This window comes from Pseudomonas sp. A-B-19 (genome assembly GCF_019947515.1).
Lineage (GTDB): Bacteria > Pseudomonadota > Gammaproteobacteria > Pseudomonadales > Pseudomonadaceae > Aquipseudomonas.
In genome coordinates this window covers 46620-64372 of the sequence record NZ_JAGYGN010000020.1, presented here as the reverse complement: position 1 = coordinate 64372, position 17753 = coordinate 46620, and the positions used below count along the sequence as shown (strand labels likewise).

21 protein-coding genes are annotated in these 17753 nt (G+C 57.7%); 10 read left to right on the top strand and 11 right to left on the bottom strand.

The window, feature by feature from the left end:
* Window positions 1–50: 50 nt before the first annotated feature.
* From alkB to KGA81_RS20870, 4 genes are all read right to left on the bottom strand, one after another.
* Complete coding sequence (gene alkB / locus KGA81_RS20885) at window positions 51–731, bottom strand: DNA oxidative demethylase AlkB (protein ID WP_223547993.1); 681 nt, start codon at window positions 729–731, stop codon at window positions 51–53.
* Complete coding sequence (locus tag KGA81_RS20880) at window positions 721–1425, bottom strand: 2OG-Fe(II) oxygenase (protein ID WP_223547991.1); 705 nt, start codon at window positions 1423–1425, stop codon at window positions 721–723. The genes alkB and KGA81_RS20880 overlap by 11 nt, the downstream gene beginning before the upstream one ends.
* Before the next feature lie 117 nt (window positions 1426–1542).
* The gene (locus KGA81_RS20875) at window positions 1543–1710 is read right to left on the bottom strand and encodes a hypothetical protein (RefSeq protein WP_191624874.1); all 168 of its coding nucleotides are present in this window, start codon (window positions 1708–1710) and stop codon (window positions 1543–1545) included.
* A 37-nt stretch (window positions 1711–1747) separates the two neighbouring features.
* Complete coding sequence (locus tag KGA81_RS20870; protein ID WP_007912251.1) at window positions 1748–2050, bottom strand: DUF1883 domain-containing protein; 303 nt, start codon at window positions 2048–2050, stop codon at window positions 1748–1750.
* A gap of 201 nt (window positions 2051–2251) precedes the next feature.
* Here KGA81_RS20870 and KGA81_RS20865 point away from each other — a divergent pair, with 201 nt between their 5' ends.
* Both KGA81_RS20865 and KGA81_RS20860 read left to right on the top strand, forming a co-directional pair.
* Window positions 2252–2608 carry a hypothetical protein gene (locus tag KGA81_RS20865; protein WP_223547989.1) on the top strand — a complete coding sequence of 119 codons (357 nt, stop codon included), beginning with the start codon at window positions 2252–2254 and terminating at the stop codon, window positions 2606–2608.
* 72 nt (window positions 2609–2680) lie between these two features.
* Entirely contained in the window at window positions 2681–2911 is a 231-nt protein-coding gene (locus tag KGA81_RS20860) for a hypothetical protein (RefSeq protein WP_108217429.1), read from the top strand.
* Window positions 2912–2922: 11 nt separating this feature from the next.
* On the opposite strand, the gene KGA81_RS20855 is transcribed toward KGA81_RS20860, so the two are convergent.
* Together KGA81_RS20855 and KGA81_RS20850 are read right to left on the bottom strand one after the other, a co-directional pair.
* Window positions 2923–3204, bottom strand: coding sequence for a hypothetical protein (locus KGA81_RS20855; RefSeq protein WP_223547987.1), 282 nt, complete (start codon window positions 3202–3204; stop codon window positions 2923–2925).
* A 138-nt stretch (window positions 3205–3342) separates the two neighbouring features.
* A complete protein-coding gene (locus tag KGA81_RS20850; protein WP_223547986.1) occupies window positions 3343–3531 on the bottom strand; it encodes a hypothetical protein in 189 nt (62 codons plus the stop codon).
* 272 nt (window positions 3532–3803) lie between these two features.
* On the opposite strand from KGA81_RS20850, the gene galU reads away from it, so the two are divergent.
* Together galU and gorA are read left to right on the top strand one after the other, a co-directional pair.
* The gene (gene galU / locus KGA81_RS20845; protein ID WP_093220174.1) at window positions 3804–4643 is read left to right on the top strand and encodes a UTP--glucose-1-phosphate uridylyltransferase GalU; all 840 of its coding nucleotides are present in this window, start codon (window positions 3804–3806) and stop codon (window positions 4641–4643) included.
* Between the two features lie 130 nt (window positions 4644–4773).
* A complete protein-coding gene (gorA, locus tag KGA81_RS20840) occupies window positions 4774–6132 on the top strand; it encodes a glutathione-disulfide reductase (protein ID WP_223547984.1) in 1359 nt (452 codons plus the stop codon).
* Here the strand turns inward: gorA and KGA81_RS20835 are convergent.
* Window positions 6129–7139, bottom strand: coding sequence for a DNA-binding protein (locus tag KGA81_RS20835; RefSeq protein WP_223547981.1), 1011 nt, complete (start codon window positions 7137–7139; stop codon window positions 6129–6131). The two genes, gorA and KGA81_RS20835, sit on opposite strands and share 4 nt — an antisense overlap.
* Before the next feature lie 178 nt (window positions 7140–7317).
* Between KGA81_RS20835 and KGA81_RS20830 the strand changes: the two genes are divergently transcribed.
* The 3 genes from KGA81_RS20830 (at window position 7318) to ahpF (ending at window position 10708) form a co-directional block, all read left to right on the top strand.
* Window positions 7318–8256 (top strand): site-specific integrase, encoded by a 939-nt coding sequence (locus KGA81_RS20830; RefSeq protein ID WP_223547979.1) that lies wholly within the window; start codon window positions 7318–7320, stop codon window positions 8254–8256.
* Window positions 8257–8454: 198 nt separating this feature from the next.
* The gene (gene ahpC / locus KGA81_RS20825) at window positions 8455–9018 is read left to right on the top strand and encodes an alkyl hydroperoxide reductase subunit C (RefSeq protein WP_007975937.1); all 564 of its coding nucleotides are present in this window, start codon (window positions 8455–8457) and stop codon (window positions 9016–9018) included.
* A 127-nt stretch (window positions 9019–9145) separates the two neighbouring features.
* On the top strand, window positions 9146–10708 hold the full coding sequence (ahpF, locus tag KGA81_RS20820) for an alkyl hydroperoxide reductase subunit F (RefSeq protein WP_223547977.1): 1563 nt from the start codon (window positions 9146–9148) through the stop codon (window positions 10706–10708).
* Window positions 10709–10876: 168 nt separating this feature from the next.
* On the opposite strand, the gene gloA is transcribed toward ahpF, so the two are convergent.
* A complete protein-coding gene (gene gloA / locus KGA81_RS20815; RefSeq protein ID WP_223547975.1) occupies window positions 10877–11398 on the bottom strand; it encodes a lactoylglutathione lyase in 522 nt (173 codons plus the stop codon).
* Between the two features lie 144 nt (window positions 11399–11542).
* Between gloA and KGA81_RS20810 the strand changes: the two genes are divergently transcribed.
* Window positions 11543–12061, top strand: coding sequence for a DUF4946 domain-containing protein (locus KGA81_RS20810; protein WP_223547973.1), 519 nt, complete (start codon window positions 11543–11545; stop codon window positions 12059–12061).
* Window positions 12062–12224: 163 nt separating this feature from the next.
* On the opposite strand, the gene KGA81_RS20805 is transcribed toward KGA81_RS20810, so the two are convergent.
* The 3 genes from KGA81_RS20805 to KGA81_RS20795 all read right to left on the bottom strand — a co-directional run bounded on the left by KGA81_RS20805 (window position 12225) and on the right by KGA81_RS20795 (window position 15341).
* Window positions 12225–12590 carry a histone-like nucleoid-structuring protein, MvaT/MvaU family gene (locus KGA81_RS20805; protein WP_218430717.1) on the bottom strand — a complete coding sequence of 122 codons (366 nt, stop codon included), beginning with the start codon at window positions 12588–12590 and terminating at the stop codon, window positions 12225–12227.
* Between the two features lie 233 nt (window positions 12591–12823).
* Window positions 12824–14356: an EAL domain-containing protein gene (locus tag KGA81_RS20800; RefSeq protein WP_223547971.1), complete on the bottom strand. Its 1533-nt coding sequence runs from the start codon at window positions 14354–14356 to the stop codon at window positions 12824–12826.
* 112 nt (window positions 14357–14468) lie between these two features.
* Window positions 14469–15341, bottom strand: coding sequence for a LysR family transcriptional regulator (locus KGA81_RS20795; RefSeq protein WP_223547969.1), 873 nt, complete (start codon window positions 15339–15341; stop codon window positions 14469–14471).
* Window positions 15342–15418: 77 nt separating this feature from the next.
* Between KGA81_RS20795 and KGA81_RS20790 the strand changes: the two genes are divergently transcribed.
* Complete coding sequence (locus KGA81_RS20790) at window positions 15419–16375, top strand: DMT family transporter (protein WP_223547967.1); 957 nt, start codon at window positions 15419–15421, stop codon at window positions 16373–16375.
* A gap of 250 nt (window positions 16376–16625) precedes the next feature.
* A complete protein-coding gene (gene hppD / locus KGA81_RS20785) occupies window positions 16626–17702 on the top strand; it encodes a 4-hydroxyphenylpyruvate dioxygenase (protein ID WP_223547965.1) in 1077 nt (358 codons plus the stop codon).
* The last annotated feature ends 51 nt before the right edge of the window (window positions 17703–17753 follow it).

The window sequence follows — 17753 nt, the reverse complement described above, 5'->3', positions numbered from 1 at the left end:
CATGGGGCAATTCCCACACACTCCGGTGCTTGCGGTCAAATTCGAAGTCTTTATCCGGCGGTACGGAAGGTGAAGTTGATGCGTTGCTCGCCCAGTCTCGGGTGATGGCCGTCCTTGATCGGCAGTACGCCGTGATAGCGCAGGCGATCCACGCCACCCCAGACGACGATGTCGCCATGCAGCAGGGGGATGCGCTGGCTGTGGTCGCCGCGCACAAAGCCACCGAACAGGAACATCGCCGGTAAGCCCAGGGATACCGAAACGATAGGGGCTGCGTAGGAATGTTCGTCTTTATCCTGATGCAATGACATTTTTGCCCCGGGGACGTAGCGGTTGATCAGGCAGGAATCCGGTGCAAAGTCGGCGAAACCCGCTGCCAGTGCCGCCGCTTGCGCCAGTTGCAGAAACACCTCGGGCATCATTGGCCAGGGCCGGCCGGTCTGTGGATCATTGCGGGTGTACCGATAACCGCTGCGGTCAGTGGTCCAGCCGAATTGGCCGCAACTGCTCAGGGCGACCGACATGGTAAAGCCACCGGGCGTGACCATCTGCCGAAATGGCGCGGCCACCAGCACTTTTTCCAGGGCAGGCAGCAAGCATTCCAGCCAGGGCAGGGCGAAGCCTCTGAGTACGTAGGACTGTTCGCCGATCTGCTCGCGCCTGGGCTGTTGCTCAGGCTCGGCATCGGCAAACAGATCGAAAGTCAGCGGGTTCATGGGTTCATGACGCATCGTGAAAGATGATTCCAAGGGTATGCCGTTTGCCACTGTGCAGGCGACTTACGCCGTGGCGCAGGGTCACTCGGTAGTAACCGCGAACGCCTTTGACTGGCCGCTGGTTGACGGCAAAGATCAACCCGTCGCCTTTCTTCAGGCCGATGACCATCGGGCGTGACTGCATTCGCGGACGCTGTTCGGTCAGGACAAACTCGCCACCGGTGAAGTCTTCATCGGGTTCCGACAGCAGAATCGCCACTTGCAGTGGGAAAACATGCTCACCGTATAAATCCTGATGCAGGCAGTTGTAGTCCTGCGGACCATATTGCAGCAACAAGGGGGTCGGGCGGTTCTGACCAGCGGCATGACAGCGTTCGAGGAAGGCTTGATGGGTTTCAGGAAAACGCTCGGGCAAACCCATTTGTTCCTGCCAGCGATTGGCGATGGGCACCAGGCGTGGGTAGAGCGCGATACGCAAGCGGGCTACAAGTTCCGGTAGCGGGTAGCTGAAATACTTGTATTCGCCTTGGCCGAACCCGTGACGAGCCATCACCACGTGCGAGCGAAACGGCTCGTTTCGAGGGTACAAGGCGCTGACTTGCCCGCAAGCCTTGTGGCTCAACAGTGACGGGATGACGGCGCAACCGTCCTGATCAAGTTGCTGTTCCAGCCGGGGCCAGTCCAGCCTGTCCAGATATTGCTCGCTCATTGCCGGGCCTCTTGTTGTTGAGGTCGCCAGTCTGCAAGGCAAAAATAAAGCTGGCACTCCGCTGCTTGCGGTCGAACTGCGAGAGGGAGCCGACGTCCATTGTCGCTCCGGATCGTGTTACAGCGCTTTGCTGACGCTGATTTCGCTGATGACGTCGTCCTGTCCATGAATGGCATCCAGCGCCGCCTTGGCTTCTTCCGGCGTGCCGTTTTCAAGCTGGGCAAACTCGAAGCGGCGCTCACCGTTGAGTTTGTATTTGATGACGTACTTGGTCGTTTGGGCCACGGTTGTATCTGCCTGTCTGGTGTTTCGGGTTCGCTGATCAGCTCAGTTTCGTGCTGGAGCGGCGAATGATTTTGATCGAGTGGGTCAGGGTGGGTTTGCGCGTCACACTGATAGCGCGGCGATTGACGGTGTCGATCGTGATATTCCAGAAGCCGGTGCTAGGAGCGGTGATGCGGGCCGGAAACGTGTCGAATGCACCGCCGTGATAGGTGTGACGACCGCCGTTCTTGAAGCTGCGGAAGTTGGCGTCGTTCATCAAGCGGATGTTGCACATTTGGGAGCATTGAATGACGACGATGTCGTCTTCATTGAGGTGCTCGCGCTGATGGATAAATTTCATGAGGCGCCTCCAGAAGGGCTTTTTCTACAAAATCAAAACGATAGCATGGGCGATTGGCGCAGTTTATCAGCCCGAAGGCCTTATTATCCGGCCACTTTGACAATTAAAAACGCTAATTTCACGTTTGATGAGCGATAAAGCAGTTTGTCTCGGAGAAAAAACGCATCTGCGCTGTCCGACCCTCTTTATCGGAGGTTTTGTATGAAGTGGGGTTTTTTGGTTCTTTCGCTGGCGGTATTGGTGAGTGGTTGTGCGAATGTCTCGGAAATCAACGAGTCGCTGCCGACCATGAACGTGATTTCTGGCAAGAAGCCCCATGAATATGCGCAATGCCTGAGCGAAAAACTGGCCGACAGTCGTGGCGCCCTGCAAGTCGAACCGCACAAGGATGGGGTGCGTGTCATCGTGCCACTCAAGTATTCCTCGGGCCCGTCCGCCGTATTCGACATTGAAGAGCGTTCGGGTGGCAGCAGCATCAAGCTGCACGAGAGCATGTCCAATGTCCCGGTGCGTCCAATGGACGTGCAGAATGCTGCCAACGCGTGCATTTCCGGCTGATAGACTGTCGGCGATCAGCATCGATGCCGCCAAAGCCCTGCTTTGGCGGCATCGTCATTTATGGAGTCGACTATGAAGCGAGAGCAGGTCCGGGAGCGCCATGCAGAGGGTTTGATCTCTGCCACTCATGTGATTCAGAATCCGGCGGAGCTGGGGGAATGGATCGTGTTTTTCAAGAAAAGCGCCGGGCGCAGCTATTTCCTGGTGGATGACAATGATGAAGTCGAATCTTTCAGTCGCCTTGATGATCTGATCGATACCCTGCGCGGGCTTGGCATCAAATTCGCTGAAATTCATCTGTAGGGCGCGGCGCCTTACTTGCAGATGACCACAACGTTGCGGCTCTTGTAGTTGCCGATGTCGGCGCCGAGGGTCTTGTCGCTCTCCTTGAGCGAGGGCGTGCCATCGGTTCCGACAATCTTGTAGCCGGTGCCTGCGCAGGACGCATCGGCCTTTTCGTAGCACGCCGCCCAGGAATTGGCTTGCCCGGAGCAATCAATCGACAGGCCTTTTTCTCCGTTGCCCAGGTAGGTTTCTTTCGACGTTGCGCAGCCGCTCAGGGCCAGTATTGCAATCAGGGGCAAAAATTTCTTCATGGAGTGGTCGTCGTCAGGGTGGTGGGCTAACGCTGAGACAGCGTCATACGCAAAAGGTTATAGCCAAGGGCCACGACTTTCGCATGCGCTCACAAAAACGCCCTGTGCAATGACAGGGCTTTTCACCTTGGACGTCGATCAGTTCTTGTCCTTGCTACGTCGCTTGGGTTCCGGGTGCTCAAGCTCCAGCACCGAGGCCACTTCGATTGCCAGGGCTTCGGTAGGGAAAGGTCCGGCGATATTTTCACCGGCGGCACTGGCCACCCACCATTGACCGTCTTTCACCTGACTGATCAGGAATCCGTTGACGCTTTTTGCTTCCGACATCAATTTGCCTCGTTGTCTGGTTCAATCGCGCCATGATACCGCCAAACGCACTCAACGGGTGCCGATGGGCGTATGGTGGTTGGTTCCGGGCGGTTGAATGCCGTGCAATTGCGCAAGTCTGTGCTATGCATAAGGGCTTGCGCAGGGAACTATCGGCAAGTTTATTTCTCTATGTTGGCATCGGTTGGCCAGCGCGGGGGCATTGTAAGGTGCACGCCGCCTGATTAGACTGCGCCGAAACTCGTACACGCACAGCCCTTACAAGGACTTATATGATCAAGAAATGCTTGTTCCCAGCAGCCGGCTACGGCACTCGCTTCCTGCCAGCGACTAAAGCCATGCCCAAAGAAATGCTGCCGGTGGTGAACAAGCCACTGATCCAGTACGGCGTTGAAGAAGCACTGGACGCTGGCTTGAACGAAATCTCAATCGTCACCGGTCGCGGCAAGCGCGCCCTGGAAGACCACTTCGACATCAGCTACGAGCTGGAAAACCAGATCAAGGGCACCGACAAGGAAAAATACCTGGTCGGCATCCGCCGCCTGTTGGATGAATGCTCGTTCTCCTACACCCGCCAGACCGAAATGAAAGGTTTGGGTCATGCGATCCTGACCGGTCGTCCGCTGATCGGCGACGAGCCGTTCGCCGTGGTACTGGCGGACGACCTGTGCGTCAACCTGGAAGGTGACGGCGTACTCAAGCAGATGGTCAAGCTGTACAAACAGTATCGCTGCACCATCGTCGCGATCATGGAAGTCGACCCGCAAGAAACCAGCAAGTACGGTGTGATTGCCGGTGACCTGATTGGTGACGACCTGTACCGCGTACGCAACATGGTCGAGAAGCCAAAGCCGGAAGATGCCCCGTCGAACCTGGCGATCATCGGTCGTTACATCATGACGCCGGATATCTTCAGCCTGATCGAACAAACCGACCCAGGCAAAGGTGGCGAGATCCAGATCACTGACGCCCTGATGAAACAGGCGCAGGATGGTTGCGTGATTGCCTACAAGTTCAAGGGCAAGCGTTTCGACTGTGGTGGCGCCGAAGGCTACATCGACGCAACCAACTTCTGCTTCGAGAACTTCTACAAGACGGGCAAGGCTTACTGATAGCTGGCGACCTGTTTGTATTGAAAAGCCACCTTCGGGTGGCTTTTTCATTTTTCGGCCTCATATCGTGTGCAGCGCTTGCCCCACAAATGTCCGCAGGTATGCTGGTCACCTGCCGAGGAGATTGAAAATGGCCTACGATTTTGACCTTTATGTGATTGGTGCCGGTTCTGGCGGTGTGCGGGCGGCGCGGTTTGCGGCCGGGTTCGGCGCGAAAGTGGCCGTGGCCGAGAGTCGCTACCTGGGCGGTACCTGTGTAAACGTCGGCTGCGTGCCGAAAAAATTGCTGGTCTACGGTGCGCACTTTTCCGAAGACTTCGAGCAGGCATCCGGTTTTGGCTGGAGCCTGGATGAAGCGCAGTTCGACTGGGCGACGCTGATCGCCAACAAGGACCGCGAGATCAATCGCCTCAATGGCATTTATCGCAACCTGCTGGTCAGCAGCGGCGTGACCTTGCATGAAGGTCACGCGAAGATCGTCGATCCGCATCAGGTCGAGATCAATGGCGAGCGCTTTACCGCCAAAAATATTTTGATCGCTACCGGCGGCTGGCCGCAGATTCCGGAGATCCCGGGGCATGAGCATGCCATCAGTTCCAACCAGGCGTTCTTCCTCAAAGAGCTGCCCAAGCGGGTGTTGGTGGTGGGCGGTGGCTATATTGCGGTGGAGTTTGCCGGGATCTTCCACGGCTTGGGTGCGCAGACCACGCTGTTGTATCGCGGCGAATTGTTCCTGCGCGGCTTCGACGGTTCCGTGCGCAAGCATTTGCAGGAAGAGTTGACCAAGCGCGGCATGGACCTGCAATTCAACGCGGACATCGAGCGCATCGACAAGCAGGCTGATGGCAGCCTGAAAGTCACGCTCAAGGATGGTCGCCAACTGGAAGCCGATTGCGTGTTCTACGCCACGGGTCGTCGTCCGATGCTGGATAATCTGGGGTTGGAGAACACCGGGGTCAAACTCGACAGGAAAGGCTTTGTCGAGGTCGACGAGCTGTATCAGACCGCCGAGCCGTCGATCCTGGCGCTGGGTGATGTGATCGGTCGTGTTCAGCTGACACCGGTTGCGTTGGCTGAAGGCATGGCGGTGGCGCGACGCCTGTTCAAGCCCGAGCAGTATCGTCCGGTGGATTACAAGATGATCCCGACGGCGGTGTTCAGTCTGCCTAACATCGGCACCGTCGGTTTGACCGAAGAAGAGGCCCGCGAAGCCGGCCACGAGGTGCAGGTCTTCGAAAGCCGCTTCCGGCCGATGAAGCTGACCCTGACCGAATGCCAGGAGCGCACGCTGATGAAGCTGGTGGTGGACGCCCGGACCGACAAGGTGTTGGGTTGCCACATGGTCGGCCCGGACGCCGGTGAAATCGTCCAGGGCCTGGCGATTGCCTTGAAGGCCGGCGCCACCAAGCGCCACTTCGACGAAACCATCGGCGTGCACCCGACGGCCGCCGAAGAGTTCGTCACCATGCGTACGCCGCTCGCCGGTTAATCGTTCTTCGCTGCGTCTGCCGCTGCCGCAAGGGTCGCGGCCAGACGCACGCGCTCTTCCAGATCCGCCCGGGTCTTGGCCAGATCCATTTCCAGTGACCTGTTGAGCTGCGACTGTTCATCGACATCCTGTTTGAGTGCCTGGCTTTCCAGCAGGGCGACGCGCAGGCGTTCCTGGAGGAGGGTGCGCTCGCCGTCGACGCGGGTGGTTTGTTCCAGCAACTGATCTTGACGGGTATTGCTTTGCTTGAGCTGTTCTTGCAGCAGGCTCAGCTCTCGCAATGTGCCGCGGTTCTCAGTCAGCAGGCGTTCATTGTCGCGGTGCAACTGGGTGATTTCATCCTGGCGTACCAGCGCGCTTTGTTGGGCCTGACGCAGTTCCATCTGTAGCTGTTGCACCTGGCCTTCGTGGCGACTGATTTCCTGTTCGCGCTGTTCCTTGACCGCATTGCGGTAGTGCTCCAGCGCGTCGCGAGTGTGCAGGTGTTTTTCTTCAAGGGAGCGGATCTGCTCGTCCTTGTCCTTCAAGCGCAATTCGAAATCGGCCAGTGCCTGGTTCAGCCCGGCGTTGCGGGTTTGCTCCGTTTGCAGCATGGCGCGGGTTTCATGCAGAGCCTCGGATTCCTGCGTCAGCGCCAGGCTCTGAAATTCGTATTGCTGGTGCAGTTCGCTGTTGGCCTCTTGCGCTTCGCCGAGCTGGTGTTCCAGCGCCTTGCGTTGTTCTTCGTACTGCGTGCGCGCCTGATCGATAGGCTCTTGCGCCTGTTCCTTGAGCCGTTGTGCGAGCCGCGCCACCAGCGCCATCAGTTCGTCGTCGATCGGCTCTGTCGGCGTTTCAACAGGTTCGACCCTGTCATCGAGCTCCTTGAGATAGCGATGGATCGTGGTTTTCGAGCCGGTATTACCCATCTCGATCCGTACGGCATCGATGCTGGGGTTTTCGCCGCGGGCGAGGATCGCCAACCGAGCGGCTTGAACCACCGCTTTATTTACACCGCCGCGTGCCATGAGATCTCCCGGGTTTTGATGATGTGGTACGTACCACGTAAATACACATTGTACCATTCAATTGGTAAAGTTAGATACTGAATGCTATTAACACGGGATATACTGGTATTACCCCGTGTGATACGCCAAGTCCCGGTTTTTGACCCGTCAAAGCGGTATGAATTCAAGAGTTGACCCCATGACCGAGCTGGATCGTTACCTGCAGGCCGCGACACGCGACAACACCCGTCGCAGCTATCGCGCGGCCATCGAACACTTCGAAGTCACATGGGGCGGTTTTCTGCCAGCCACCGGCGACAGCGTGGCGCGTTATCTGGTGGCCCATGCCGGGGTGTTGTCGATCAATACGTTGAAACTGCGTTTGTCGGCATTGGCGCAGTGGCACAACAGCCAGGGTTTTGCCGATCCCACCAAGGCACCGGTGGTGCGCAAGGTGTTCAAGGGCATCCGCGCGCTGCACCCGGCCCAGGAAAAACAAGCTGAGCCCTTGCAGCTCCAGCATTTGGAGCAGGTGGTCAGTCGCCTGGAGCTGGAAGTGCAAACCGCCAGGGCCGAAGGCGACCGAGCGGGTTTACTACGGGCCAGGCGCGACATGGCGTTGATCCTGCTGGGCTTCTGGCGCGGCTTTCGCAGTGACGAGTTGTGCCGGCTCCAGGTGGAGCACGTGCAGGCCAGTACCGGTTCCGGCATCAGCGTCTATTTGCCGCGCAGCAAGAGTGATCGCGATAACCTCGGCAAGACCTATCACACGCCGGCCTTGCAACGCTTGTGTCCGGTGCAAGCTTATATCGACTGGATTACCGAGGCGGCACTGGTGCGTGGGCCGGTGTTTCGTGGCATCGACCGCTGGGGGCATCTGGGCGAGGAGGGGTTGCACGCCAACAGCGTGATTCCGTTATTGCGTCAGGCGTTGGCGCGAGCAGGTGTCGCCGGCGAGCTTTACACCAGTCATTCCTTGCGTCGCGGTTTTGCGACCTGGGCGCATCAGAGTGGCTGGGATCTGAAATCGCTGATGAGTTATGTGGGCTGGAAGGACATGAAGTCGGCCATGCGTTACATCGAAGCCAGTCCGTTCCTCGGCATGGCGCGCATCACGGAAAAGCCCGTCTCACCCTAGGGGGTGTTCTCAATTAGTTTCCCCACCGCGCCGGGGAAACTAATTGAGAACACCCCCTAGATACCGTTTTCTTCTATTAATACAGCTGGCTAATAGCGAAAGCCAATCATCGGCATCAGGTTTGCCAATGAGCCTTCCGTTCGTCGAGTGAGTAAAGTTCTCTCCATCAACTTCTTAACCCCTGACGGAGAGTCAACGATGCCTATTATCAACAGCCAAGTTAAACCGTTCAAAGCTGACGCATTCAAAAATGGCGACTTCGTAAAAGTCTCGGACGCTGACCTCAAAGGCAAGTGGTCTGTAGTGTTCTTCTACCCGGCCGACTTCACCTTCGTGTGCCCGACTGAGTTGGAAGACCTGGCCGACAACTACGACGCGTTCCAGAAGCTGGGTGTCGAGATCTACAGCGTTTCCACCGACACCCACTTTGCCCACGCTGCCTGGCACAACACTTCGCCAGCCATCGGCAAGATCCAGTACACCATGATCGGCGACCCGACCCACGCCATCTCCCGCAACTTCGACGTGCTGATCGAAGAAGCCGGTCTGGCTGACCGTGGCACCTTCGTGATCAACCCTGAAGGCCAGATCAAGATCGTTGAACTGAACGACGGCGGTGTAGGCCGTGACGCTTCCGAGCTGCTGCGCAAGATCAAGGCGGCCCAGTACGTCGCTGCTCACCCAGGCCAGGTTTGCCCGGCCAAGTGGAAAGAAGGCGAGGCCACTCTGGCGCCGTCTCTGGACCTGGTCGGCAAGATCTAAGTCTGTGATGCGTTTCATCAGGGCGCACTTGCGCACCTTCTAAGCAAGCTGCACCGCCCAATAAAAACGCCCGGGCGAGATTCGCTCGGGCGTTTTTTTGTCTCAAGAATTCAAGGAAATCGCCCGTATGTTGGACACCAATCTTAAAGCCCAGTTGAAATCGTACCTGGAGCGGGTCACCCAGCCGATCGAGATCGTTGCATCCCTCGACGACGGTGCGAAATCCCGGGAAATGCTCGAGCTGTTGAAAGACGTTGCCAGTCTTTCCACCCAGATTACCTTGCTCGACAACGGCGATGATGCTCGCAAGCCGTCGTTCTCGATCAATCGCCCCGGGGCCGATATCAGCCTGCGTTTCGCCGGCATTCCGATGGGCCATGAATTCACGTCCTTGGTACTGGCTTTGCTGCAAGTTGGCGGTCACCCGTCCAAGGCCAGTGTCGAAGTGATCGAACAGATCCGCTCGCTCAAAGGCGAATTCAGCTTCGAGACTTACTTCTCGCTGTCGTGCCAGAACTGCCCGGACGTGGTCCAGGCACTGAACCTGATGGCGGTACTGAACCCGAACATTCGCCATGTCGCTATCGACGGCGCGCTGTTCCAGGCCGAAGTCGACGAGCGCCAGATCATGGCCGTGCCAAGCATCTACCTGAACGGCGTTAACTTCGGCCAGGGCCGCATGGGCCTGGAAGAAATCCTCGCCAAAATCGACACCAGCGGCATCGAACGCCAGGCCGAGAAAATCAGCGCCAGGCAAGCCTTTGATGTGCTGGTAGTCGGCGGTGGCCCGGCCGGTGCTTCGGCGGCAATTTATGCGGCCCGTAAAGGCATTCGCACCGGTGTCGCGGCCGAACGTTTTGGTGGGCAGGTGCTGGACACCATGGCCATCGAGAACTTTATCTCGGTGCAGGAAACCGAAGGGCCGAAACTGGCCGTGGCCCTGGAAGAGCACGTCAAGCAGTACGACGTGGACATCATGAACTTGCAGCGTGCCGATAAATTGGTGCCGGGCAAATTGGGCGAGCTGCATGAAGTCCACTTCGCCAGTGGTGCGAAGTTGAAGGCCAAAACCTTGATTCTGGCGACCGGTGCGCGGTGGCGCGAAATGAACGTGCCGGGCGAGCAGCAATACCGCAACAAAGGCGTGGCGTACTGCCCGCACTGCGACGGTCCGCTGTTCAAGGGCAAGCGTGTGGCGGTGATTGGCGGCGGTAACTCCGGCGTCGAAGCGGCCATCGACCTGGCCGGTATCGTGTCCCACGTCACGTTGCTGGAGTTCGATGTGCAGTTGCGTGCCGATGCGGTATTGCAGCGCAAGTTGCACAGCTTGCCGAACGTCACCGTGATCACCAGTGCTCAAACCACTGAAGTCACCGGCGACGGTCAGAAGGTTAACGGCCTGCGCTACAAGGATCGTCAGAGCGACGAATTGCGCAGTGTGGAGCTGGAAGGGATCTTTGTGCAGATCGGTCTGTTGCCCAACACTGATTGGCTCAAAGGCACCATCGAGTTGTCGCCCCGCGGCGAGATCATCGTCGATGCCCGCGGTGAAACCTCGGTGCCGGGTGTGTTCGCCGCCGGCGATGTGACCACCGTGCCGTACAAGCAGATCGTGATCGCAGTGGGCGAGGGCGCCAAGGCTTCCCTGAGTGCCTTCGATCACTTGATCCGCACTTCTGCCCCGGCATAAACCCCGGCGCTGAAAACGCAAAACCCCATGATTGATCGTGGGGTTTTGTGTTTGTAATCAGTGTAGGAGCCGGCTTGCCGGCGAAAGCGGTGTTCCAGTCACCAACGATGCTGAATGTGCCGCCGCCTTCGCGGGCAAGCCCGCTCCTACAAGGATTCATGTCAGGCGTTACAGCGGTGCCGGCTGAATGATCTCGACCCAGTAGGCGTCCGGGTCCTTGATGAACGCAAGGCTCTTCATGCGACCATCGCTCAAGCGTTTCTGGAAATCGCAGCCCAGTGCTTCAAAGCGCTCGCAGGCGGCGACGATGTCCGGTACCGAGATGCAGATGTGGCCGAAACCGCGGGGGTCGGAGTTGCCATTGTGGTAGGCGAAATCCGGGTCGTTCTCGGTGCCGTGGTTGTGGGTCAGCTCCAGAATGCCGGGGATCGATTTCATCCACTCGGTGCGCGCGGCGGCATCGGCCGGGATCTGGTTCTTGTCCACCAGCGCCAGGAAATACAGGCTGAACTCGGCTTCCGGGAAGTCGCGTTTTTCCACCAGCGTAAAACCCAGAATGCGTGTGTAGAAATCCAGGGACTTGGTGATGTCCTTGACCCGCAGCATGGTGTGGTTGAAGACGAACTTCTGTGTAGCGGCGTCCGGTTGGGCGGTGACGCCGGGGAAAGTGTTCAATTCGTGCAGGCTCATGGGCCCTCCGGGAAATATGTGGGCTAACGAATGGTGACAATGATACGCAAGGGCTCGGACATCACCAAACCCGAACAGTCGGCTATTGCCTGACGGCCGGCCTGGGCCCAGACTTTACGGCTTGATCCGTGAGTGCCCGGTGCAATGATTAGATTCCATAAACTGCTGTTTATTCTATTAAGCGTGCTTTCGGTGGTTGGCGCTGCACGTGCCGATGCGCCAGTAATGACTTGGCCGGAAGGCTGGCAGATCGAAGTCGCGCCTGAATCGGCGTCGGGGGGCAGTCGCCAGCGGGCGGTGAAAAATGACCAGAATGGATCGCCGCTCATGGTGATGGAACTGACCATGAGCCCGGTGCAAAGCGATCATCAGGTTAACCTTGAAGGCGTATTGCTGGAGATGCGCAAGTCAGTACAAAAAGACTTCTTTCAGGGTGGCTATCAAAGTGTCTGCACGCGAATTCATGCGACTACGTTGAGTCGATTGGCTGCGCTGGAAACAACCTGTACCGTCACGCAAAACGGCAGGCATGTGCTTTCTCAAACATTGGTGGCCGCGGTGGATGTCGATAAGGCCTATGTTCTTTCCTACGCCGGGCAAGCCGAGGCTTATAAGGCGAGCCAGGATGAAATAGGCGTTGCCCGTAACAGCTTGAAACTATAGTAAGCGACAGTGCTTTTTCGATGCATGAAGAAAATTTTAGATACCCAAATGGATTAAGCATAAAGTTGTTGGCAGTCAGGTAGTTGTCTGGTGTCCGCCCCGGGCATTTAGATAGCTCACGAAAAAGCCCTGCATAAGCAGGGCTTTTTTGTCGTCGCGAGAGTTAGCCGCGCAACCAGGAATCAACGGTGGCTGCACCGTACTGTTCTTTCCATGCCTTCAGGCCGCGGTGGTTGCCGCCCTTGGTTTCAATCAGCTCGCCGGTGTGCGGGTTCTGATAAACCTTGACCACACGGGCGCGGCGGGTTTTAGGTGTTGCGGCGTGCAGCAGGCCGGATTTTGCCGGGTTGGGATCGAGAATGGCGATGATGTCGCGCAGGCTCTTGCCATAGGTTTTCATCAAGCCCTGGAGCTTCTCTTCGAATTCGATTTCTTTCTTGAGCCCGGCATCGTTCTTCAGGGATTCCAGCTGCTTGAGCTGTTCTTGAAGGGCCTTTTCGGCTGCACGAAATTCAGCGAGTCTGGACAATATCTTTACTCCAATAGTGTGTTTGGCTGATACCAACCGCAAACAAAGCTATAAGCCAAGAGCCTTGTAGCGACTCGGTGATAGTGGCTCACCTGTCAATTTATCGCAGGCATGTAAAATTGTAGTAGTTAATTGGCCAAGAGTAAATCCTGTCTTTTTTTTCATGTAACGGCAGTAGTGTTTTGATTCAAATTGGTGCGTGCAATCGTTGTTTTGCCGGTTAAATTCGCGAGTTAACGGTCGCTTAATGCACTAATGAATTCCGCGCCGGGCATGGGTTTGCCGTACAGATAACCTTGCAGGAAGTTGACCTGATGCGCGCTCAGGTAATCACTCTGTTCACGGGTTTCGACGCCTTCGGCCACCAGGGCAAGGTCGAGCTTGACCGCCAGTTCGATGATGCTGTCGAGGATGTGGCTGGAGAGCGTGTCGATGCCGATCATGGCGACAAAACTCTGGTCGATTTTCAGGAAGTCCACATTGAACTGCCGCAGGTAGCCAAGGCTCGAGTGGCCCGTGCCGAAGTCGTCGATGGCGATTTTCACGCCCAGTTCGCGAAGTTGCTCCAATAGTTGCAGGGTGATGGCCGTGGGCACGATCAGTTCACGTTCGGTCAGTTCCAGCACCAGATGGATCGAGCCCGGCTCGAACGCATCGAGAAATTCGCGACAGTCTTTGACCAGCTCCAGGTCCTGACAATGGCTGGCGGTGATGTTGATGCCGATGTGGAACGGCTTGTCGAATCCGGCGGATTGCGGCGCAAGCAGGGCAGCGGTCTGGCGCATGAGCGAGCGGGTCATCGGTACGATCAACCCGCAGTGCTCGGCAAACGGGATGAACAGATCCGGACGCACCAGGCCTTCCTTCGGATGTTTCCAGCGCATCAGCACTTCCGCGCCGGACCAGTTTTTGCTGTCGCCATGCACCACTGGCTGGAAATACGGAATGAACTCTTGAGCTTCCAGTGCCCGTTGCATTTCCTGGGTCGGTGCCGATGAGCGTTTTTGCAGGAAGTGACCGATTGACCCGGCAATCACGCCGAAGAAAATCAGCAAGCTGAACAATGGTGGATATTCGTTGCTCATGTATCGCCAGGTTTCACCTTCGGGAAAGCCGGCTTCCACGGCAAACGCATAGTGCCGGGAGGCCAATCGACTTTGCGCAACGGGCAGGTCCGGCGCGGCGCCCCTGTGAACCTTGCCGTCGGCGGCTATCCAGTCCTGGCCCACTTGCAGAAAGAGCAAGGTCTTGCGGCCGATCAAACGCAGAATATTGCTCAAGTGATGACCATCGAGAGTCGTCAGCGCACCTTTTTTTCCTTCGCTCAGGCGGTACACCAGCAAGGCGGAGTTGGGCGTCACCTGATTGCCGTTCATGAGCCATAAGGCGCCCTGGGTGAAGTCACCGGGGTTGACCTTCTCCTGGTAGTCGCCGAACAAAGAACTGCAATAGAGGTTGTTGTCCCACACCAGACTGGTTGATCGCACGAATGGGCCGCGAGTGACCTGCTCGCGCAGGGCCAGATTGACATCACTGCAACTTTTGCCCGCCAGCGGCAGTAGTTCGCGAGCGGCCTGGGCAGTGTTGTCGAGCATCAAGTCGAACTGGCGAATCGCTTCTTCGGCGGTTTGTTCTGCGTCTTGTTTGAGCGCACGCCCTGCTTGCATGTAAAGAATGGCGGCCCCCAGCAGCACCGGGAGCAATCCACTGATCAGGGTGACAGCCATTCTTGCGCTGCGACTGCGGGTTTTGGCTTTTAGCGGCATTCGCGAATCCTGTCACGAAGAAGTAAGGCTCTCAAAGGCTGGCAGGGCAAAACGCCTCCCATGAAGAGTCCGGGTACGGGCCATGATAGTTGGCCCTTGGCGGTTATGCCGCTCAACGCCAGTCAAGGCTTGCGGCCAGGTTGATAAAGGCCAGCGTCGCAGGTGACGCCTGGCGTCGATCGAGCACCGCCAGGCCGACCTGGCGCAACACTGCCGGCGACAGCGGTTTTTTCACGCAGCGGTCGTCAATTCGATTGGGCAATGAACCTTCGGCAACCACCGTCACCCCGTCGCCACGTGCGACGACATCCAGGGTACTCATCAACTGTGAGCAGCGATAACGGATGTTGGGTGTCAGTCGAGCCGCGGTGAACAGGCGTGAAACCAGCTCTGAAGAACCGGCTTCGGTCAGCACAAACGGGAAATCGCACAGGTCCTTCAGGCTCAGGCTGTCGAGAACCGCCAGCGGGTGGTCGACGGGCAGCAGCGCGACCATCTGGTCTTCGATCAACGCGACCGTGTCGAAGCGCTCCTCGGGCAACACCACAAAGCCGATGTCGATCCGTCGTTCCTCCAGCCACTGGAGCACCTGGCGGTCAGGGCCTTCGTCGATATGCACTTCTATGCCGGGATGGGCGGCGTGGTACTGCTGCAGAATCAACGGCAGCAATTTGATCGATGAGGTCGGGCCGAAGGAGCCGATGCGCAGCGTGCCGCGTTTCATGCCCCTCGCATCGGCCGCTTCCTGGCGCAGGGTATTGGCCAGGCCGAGCATCGCTCGGGCGCGCAGCAACAACTGCTGGCCAATGTCGCTCAACTCGACCCTGGATTGATGGCGGCGCAACAGCTCGACACCCAGCTCCAGTTCCAGGGACTTCAAGGCATGGGACACGGCTGATTGGGAAATTCCCAGGCGATTGGCTGCTGCCGTGAAGCCTTGGAGTTCGGCCACAAGGGAGAAAATCTCCAGTTGAGTGAGGGTCATGAGTGTTTGCTCATTTTACGATGACTGGGTATTAGCCCAATGATACGGCATCTCTCCAACATCCGGTCCTGTAATCCATGACAATCTGTGAGCAAAGTCTGGCAAAACCCTCGGATCTGCCGGTGTATTTGAAACTGGCGGCGGTGACCATGGTGTGGGGTGGCACTTTCGTCGCCGGGCGCTATCTGGCCGGCGGCCTCAGTCCGTTATTGGCGGCCAGCCTGCGGTTTCTGCTGGCCAGCGTGGCGTTGCTGCTATTTATACGCATGGCACGCACGCCACTGGTCCGGCCCAGCCTCCGGCAATGGCTGCAATTGTTGTTGCTTGGCTTTTTCGGGATCTTTTTCTACAACGTGTGCTTCTTTTACGGTCTGCATTACATCAACGCCTCACGGGCGTCCTTGATCGTGGCGCTGAATCCGGCGGTGATCGGCCTGGCTTCCTGGCTGCTGTTCAAGGAGCGGTTGACCCGGGCCAAGGTCGTCGGCATTGCGATCTGCATGGCGGGCGCGAGCATGGTGATCGTCAGTCGTGACCCGCAACTACTGGCCGGCGGTGTCGGTGCGGGTGCGGGGGCCTGGCTCGGCGACTTGCTGATTTTTGGTTGCGTCCTCGGTTGGGGTGTCTACTCGCTGTTTTCCAGGGAACTGAACCACAGCCTGGGACCGGTGCAAACCGTGACCTGGTCGATCCTGCTGGGCACCGCCATGCTCTGGATCACCTGCACCGTGCGCGGCGAGGTGAGTGTCGCGGCGATCGCTCAACTCGGTGCGCAGCAATGGATGAGCCTTTTGTACCTGGGCGTGCTGGGGTCGGCGCTGGCTTACATCGCCTACTACGACGGCATCCGCAGAATCGGCGCGACCCGTTCCGGGGTGTTCATTGCCCTGAACCCGTTGACGGCGGTGATCCTTGGCGCGCTGCTGCTGGATGAGCCGCTGACGCTGACCATGTGTCTGGGTGGCGGGCTGATTCTGGCGGGGATTTTCCTGTGCAATAAACCCCTTGCACGAGCAGGGAGAAAGGGGATTTGATACAGAAGGCGGACAAATTGATTTACGCTGTGTAGAATCGGTTTACGCATACAATAATAATCGTCTTCTGGCAGCAGAAGCCTCGCCCGCAAGAGCCTTGGGTCGACAATGAAGATATTCGGGTTTCAACTGATCTACGGTGACTTTCTCGCCCGCAGCGTGCGGGGCATCTCCTGTGCGCCACCCACCGGTCTCAGCATTGCTTGCAACTAACCTTTGTTAATTGATAAAGAATGATGAGGCGCCGACCATGGCAGATTTATACGAAAACCCAATGGGCCTGATGGGCTTTGAATTCATCGAGCTCGCATCGCCAACCCCGAACACCCTGGAGCCGATCTTCCAGATCATGGGCTTCACCAAGGTGGCGACCCACCGTTCCAAGGACGTGCACCTGTATCGCCAGGGCGCGATCAACCTGATCCTCAATAACGAACCCCACAGCGTGGCCTCGTACTTTGCGGCCGAGCACGGCCCGTCGGTATGCGGCATGGCGTTTCGCGTCAAGGATTCGCAAAAAGCCTACAAGCGCGCCCTGGAACTCGGCGCCCAGCCGATCCACATCGAAACCGGCCCGATGGAGCTGAACCTGCCGGCCATCAAAGGCATCGGTGGCGCGCCGCTGTACCTGATCGACCGTTTCGGCGAGGGCAGTTCGATCTATGACATCGACTTCGTGTTCATCGAAGGCGTGGACCGTCACCCGGTTGGCGCCGGCCTGAAGATCATCGATCACCTGACCCACAACGTGTATCGCGGTCGCATGGCCTACTGGGCCAACTTCTACGAGAAGCTGTTCAATTTCCGCGAGATCCGTTACTTCGACATCAAGGGCGAGTACACCGGCCTGACCTCCAAGGCGATGACCGCGCCGGATGGCATGATCCGCATTCCGTTGAACGAAGAATCGTCCAAGGGCGCCGGGCAGATCGAAGAGTTCCTGATGCAGTTCAACGGCGAGGGCATCCAGCACGTTGCGTTCCTGTCCGATGACCTGATCAAGACCTGGGACCACCTGAAAAGCATCGGCATGCGCTTCATGACCGCGCCGCCGGATACCTATTACGAAATGCTCGAAGGTCGTTTGCCAAACCACGGCGAGCCGGTGGACCAACTGCAGGCACGGGGCATTCTGCTGGACGGTTCGTCCGAGTCGGGCGACAAGCGCCTGCTGCTGCAGATCTTCTCGGAAACCCTGATGGGGCCGGTGTTCTTCGAATTCATCCAGCGCAAGGGCGATGATGGTTTCGGCGAAGGCAACTTCAAGGCACTGTTCGAATCCATCGAGCGTGACCAGGTGCGTCGTGGTGTGTTGTCCACGGACTAACTGATCTAAACGCTAAACATGTGGGAGCGAGCTTGCTCCCACATTTGTTTT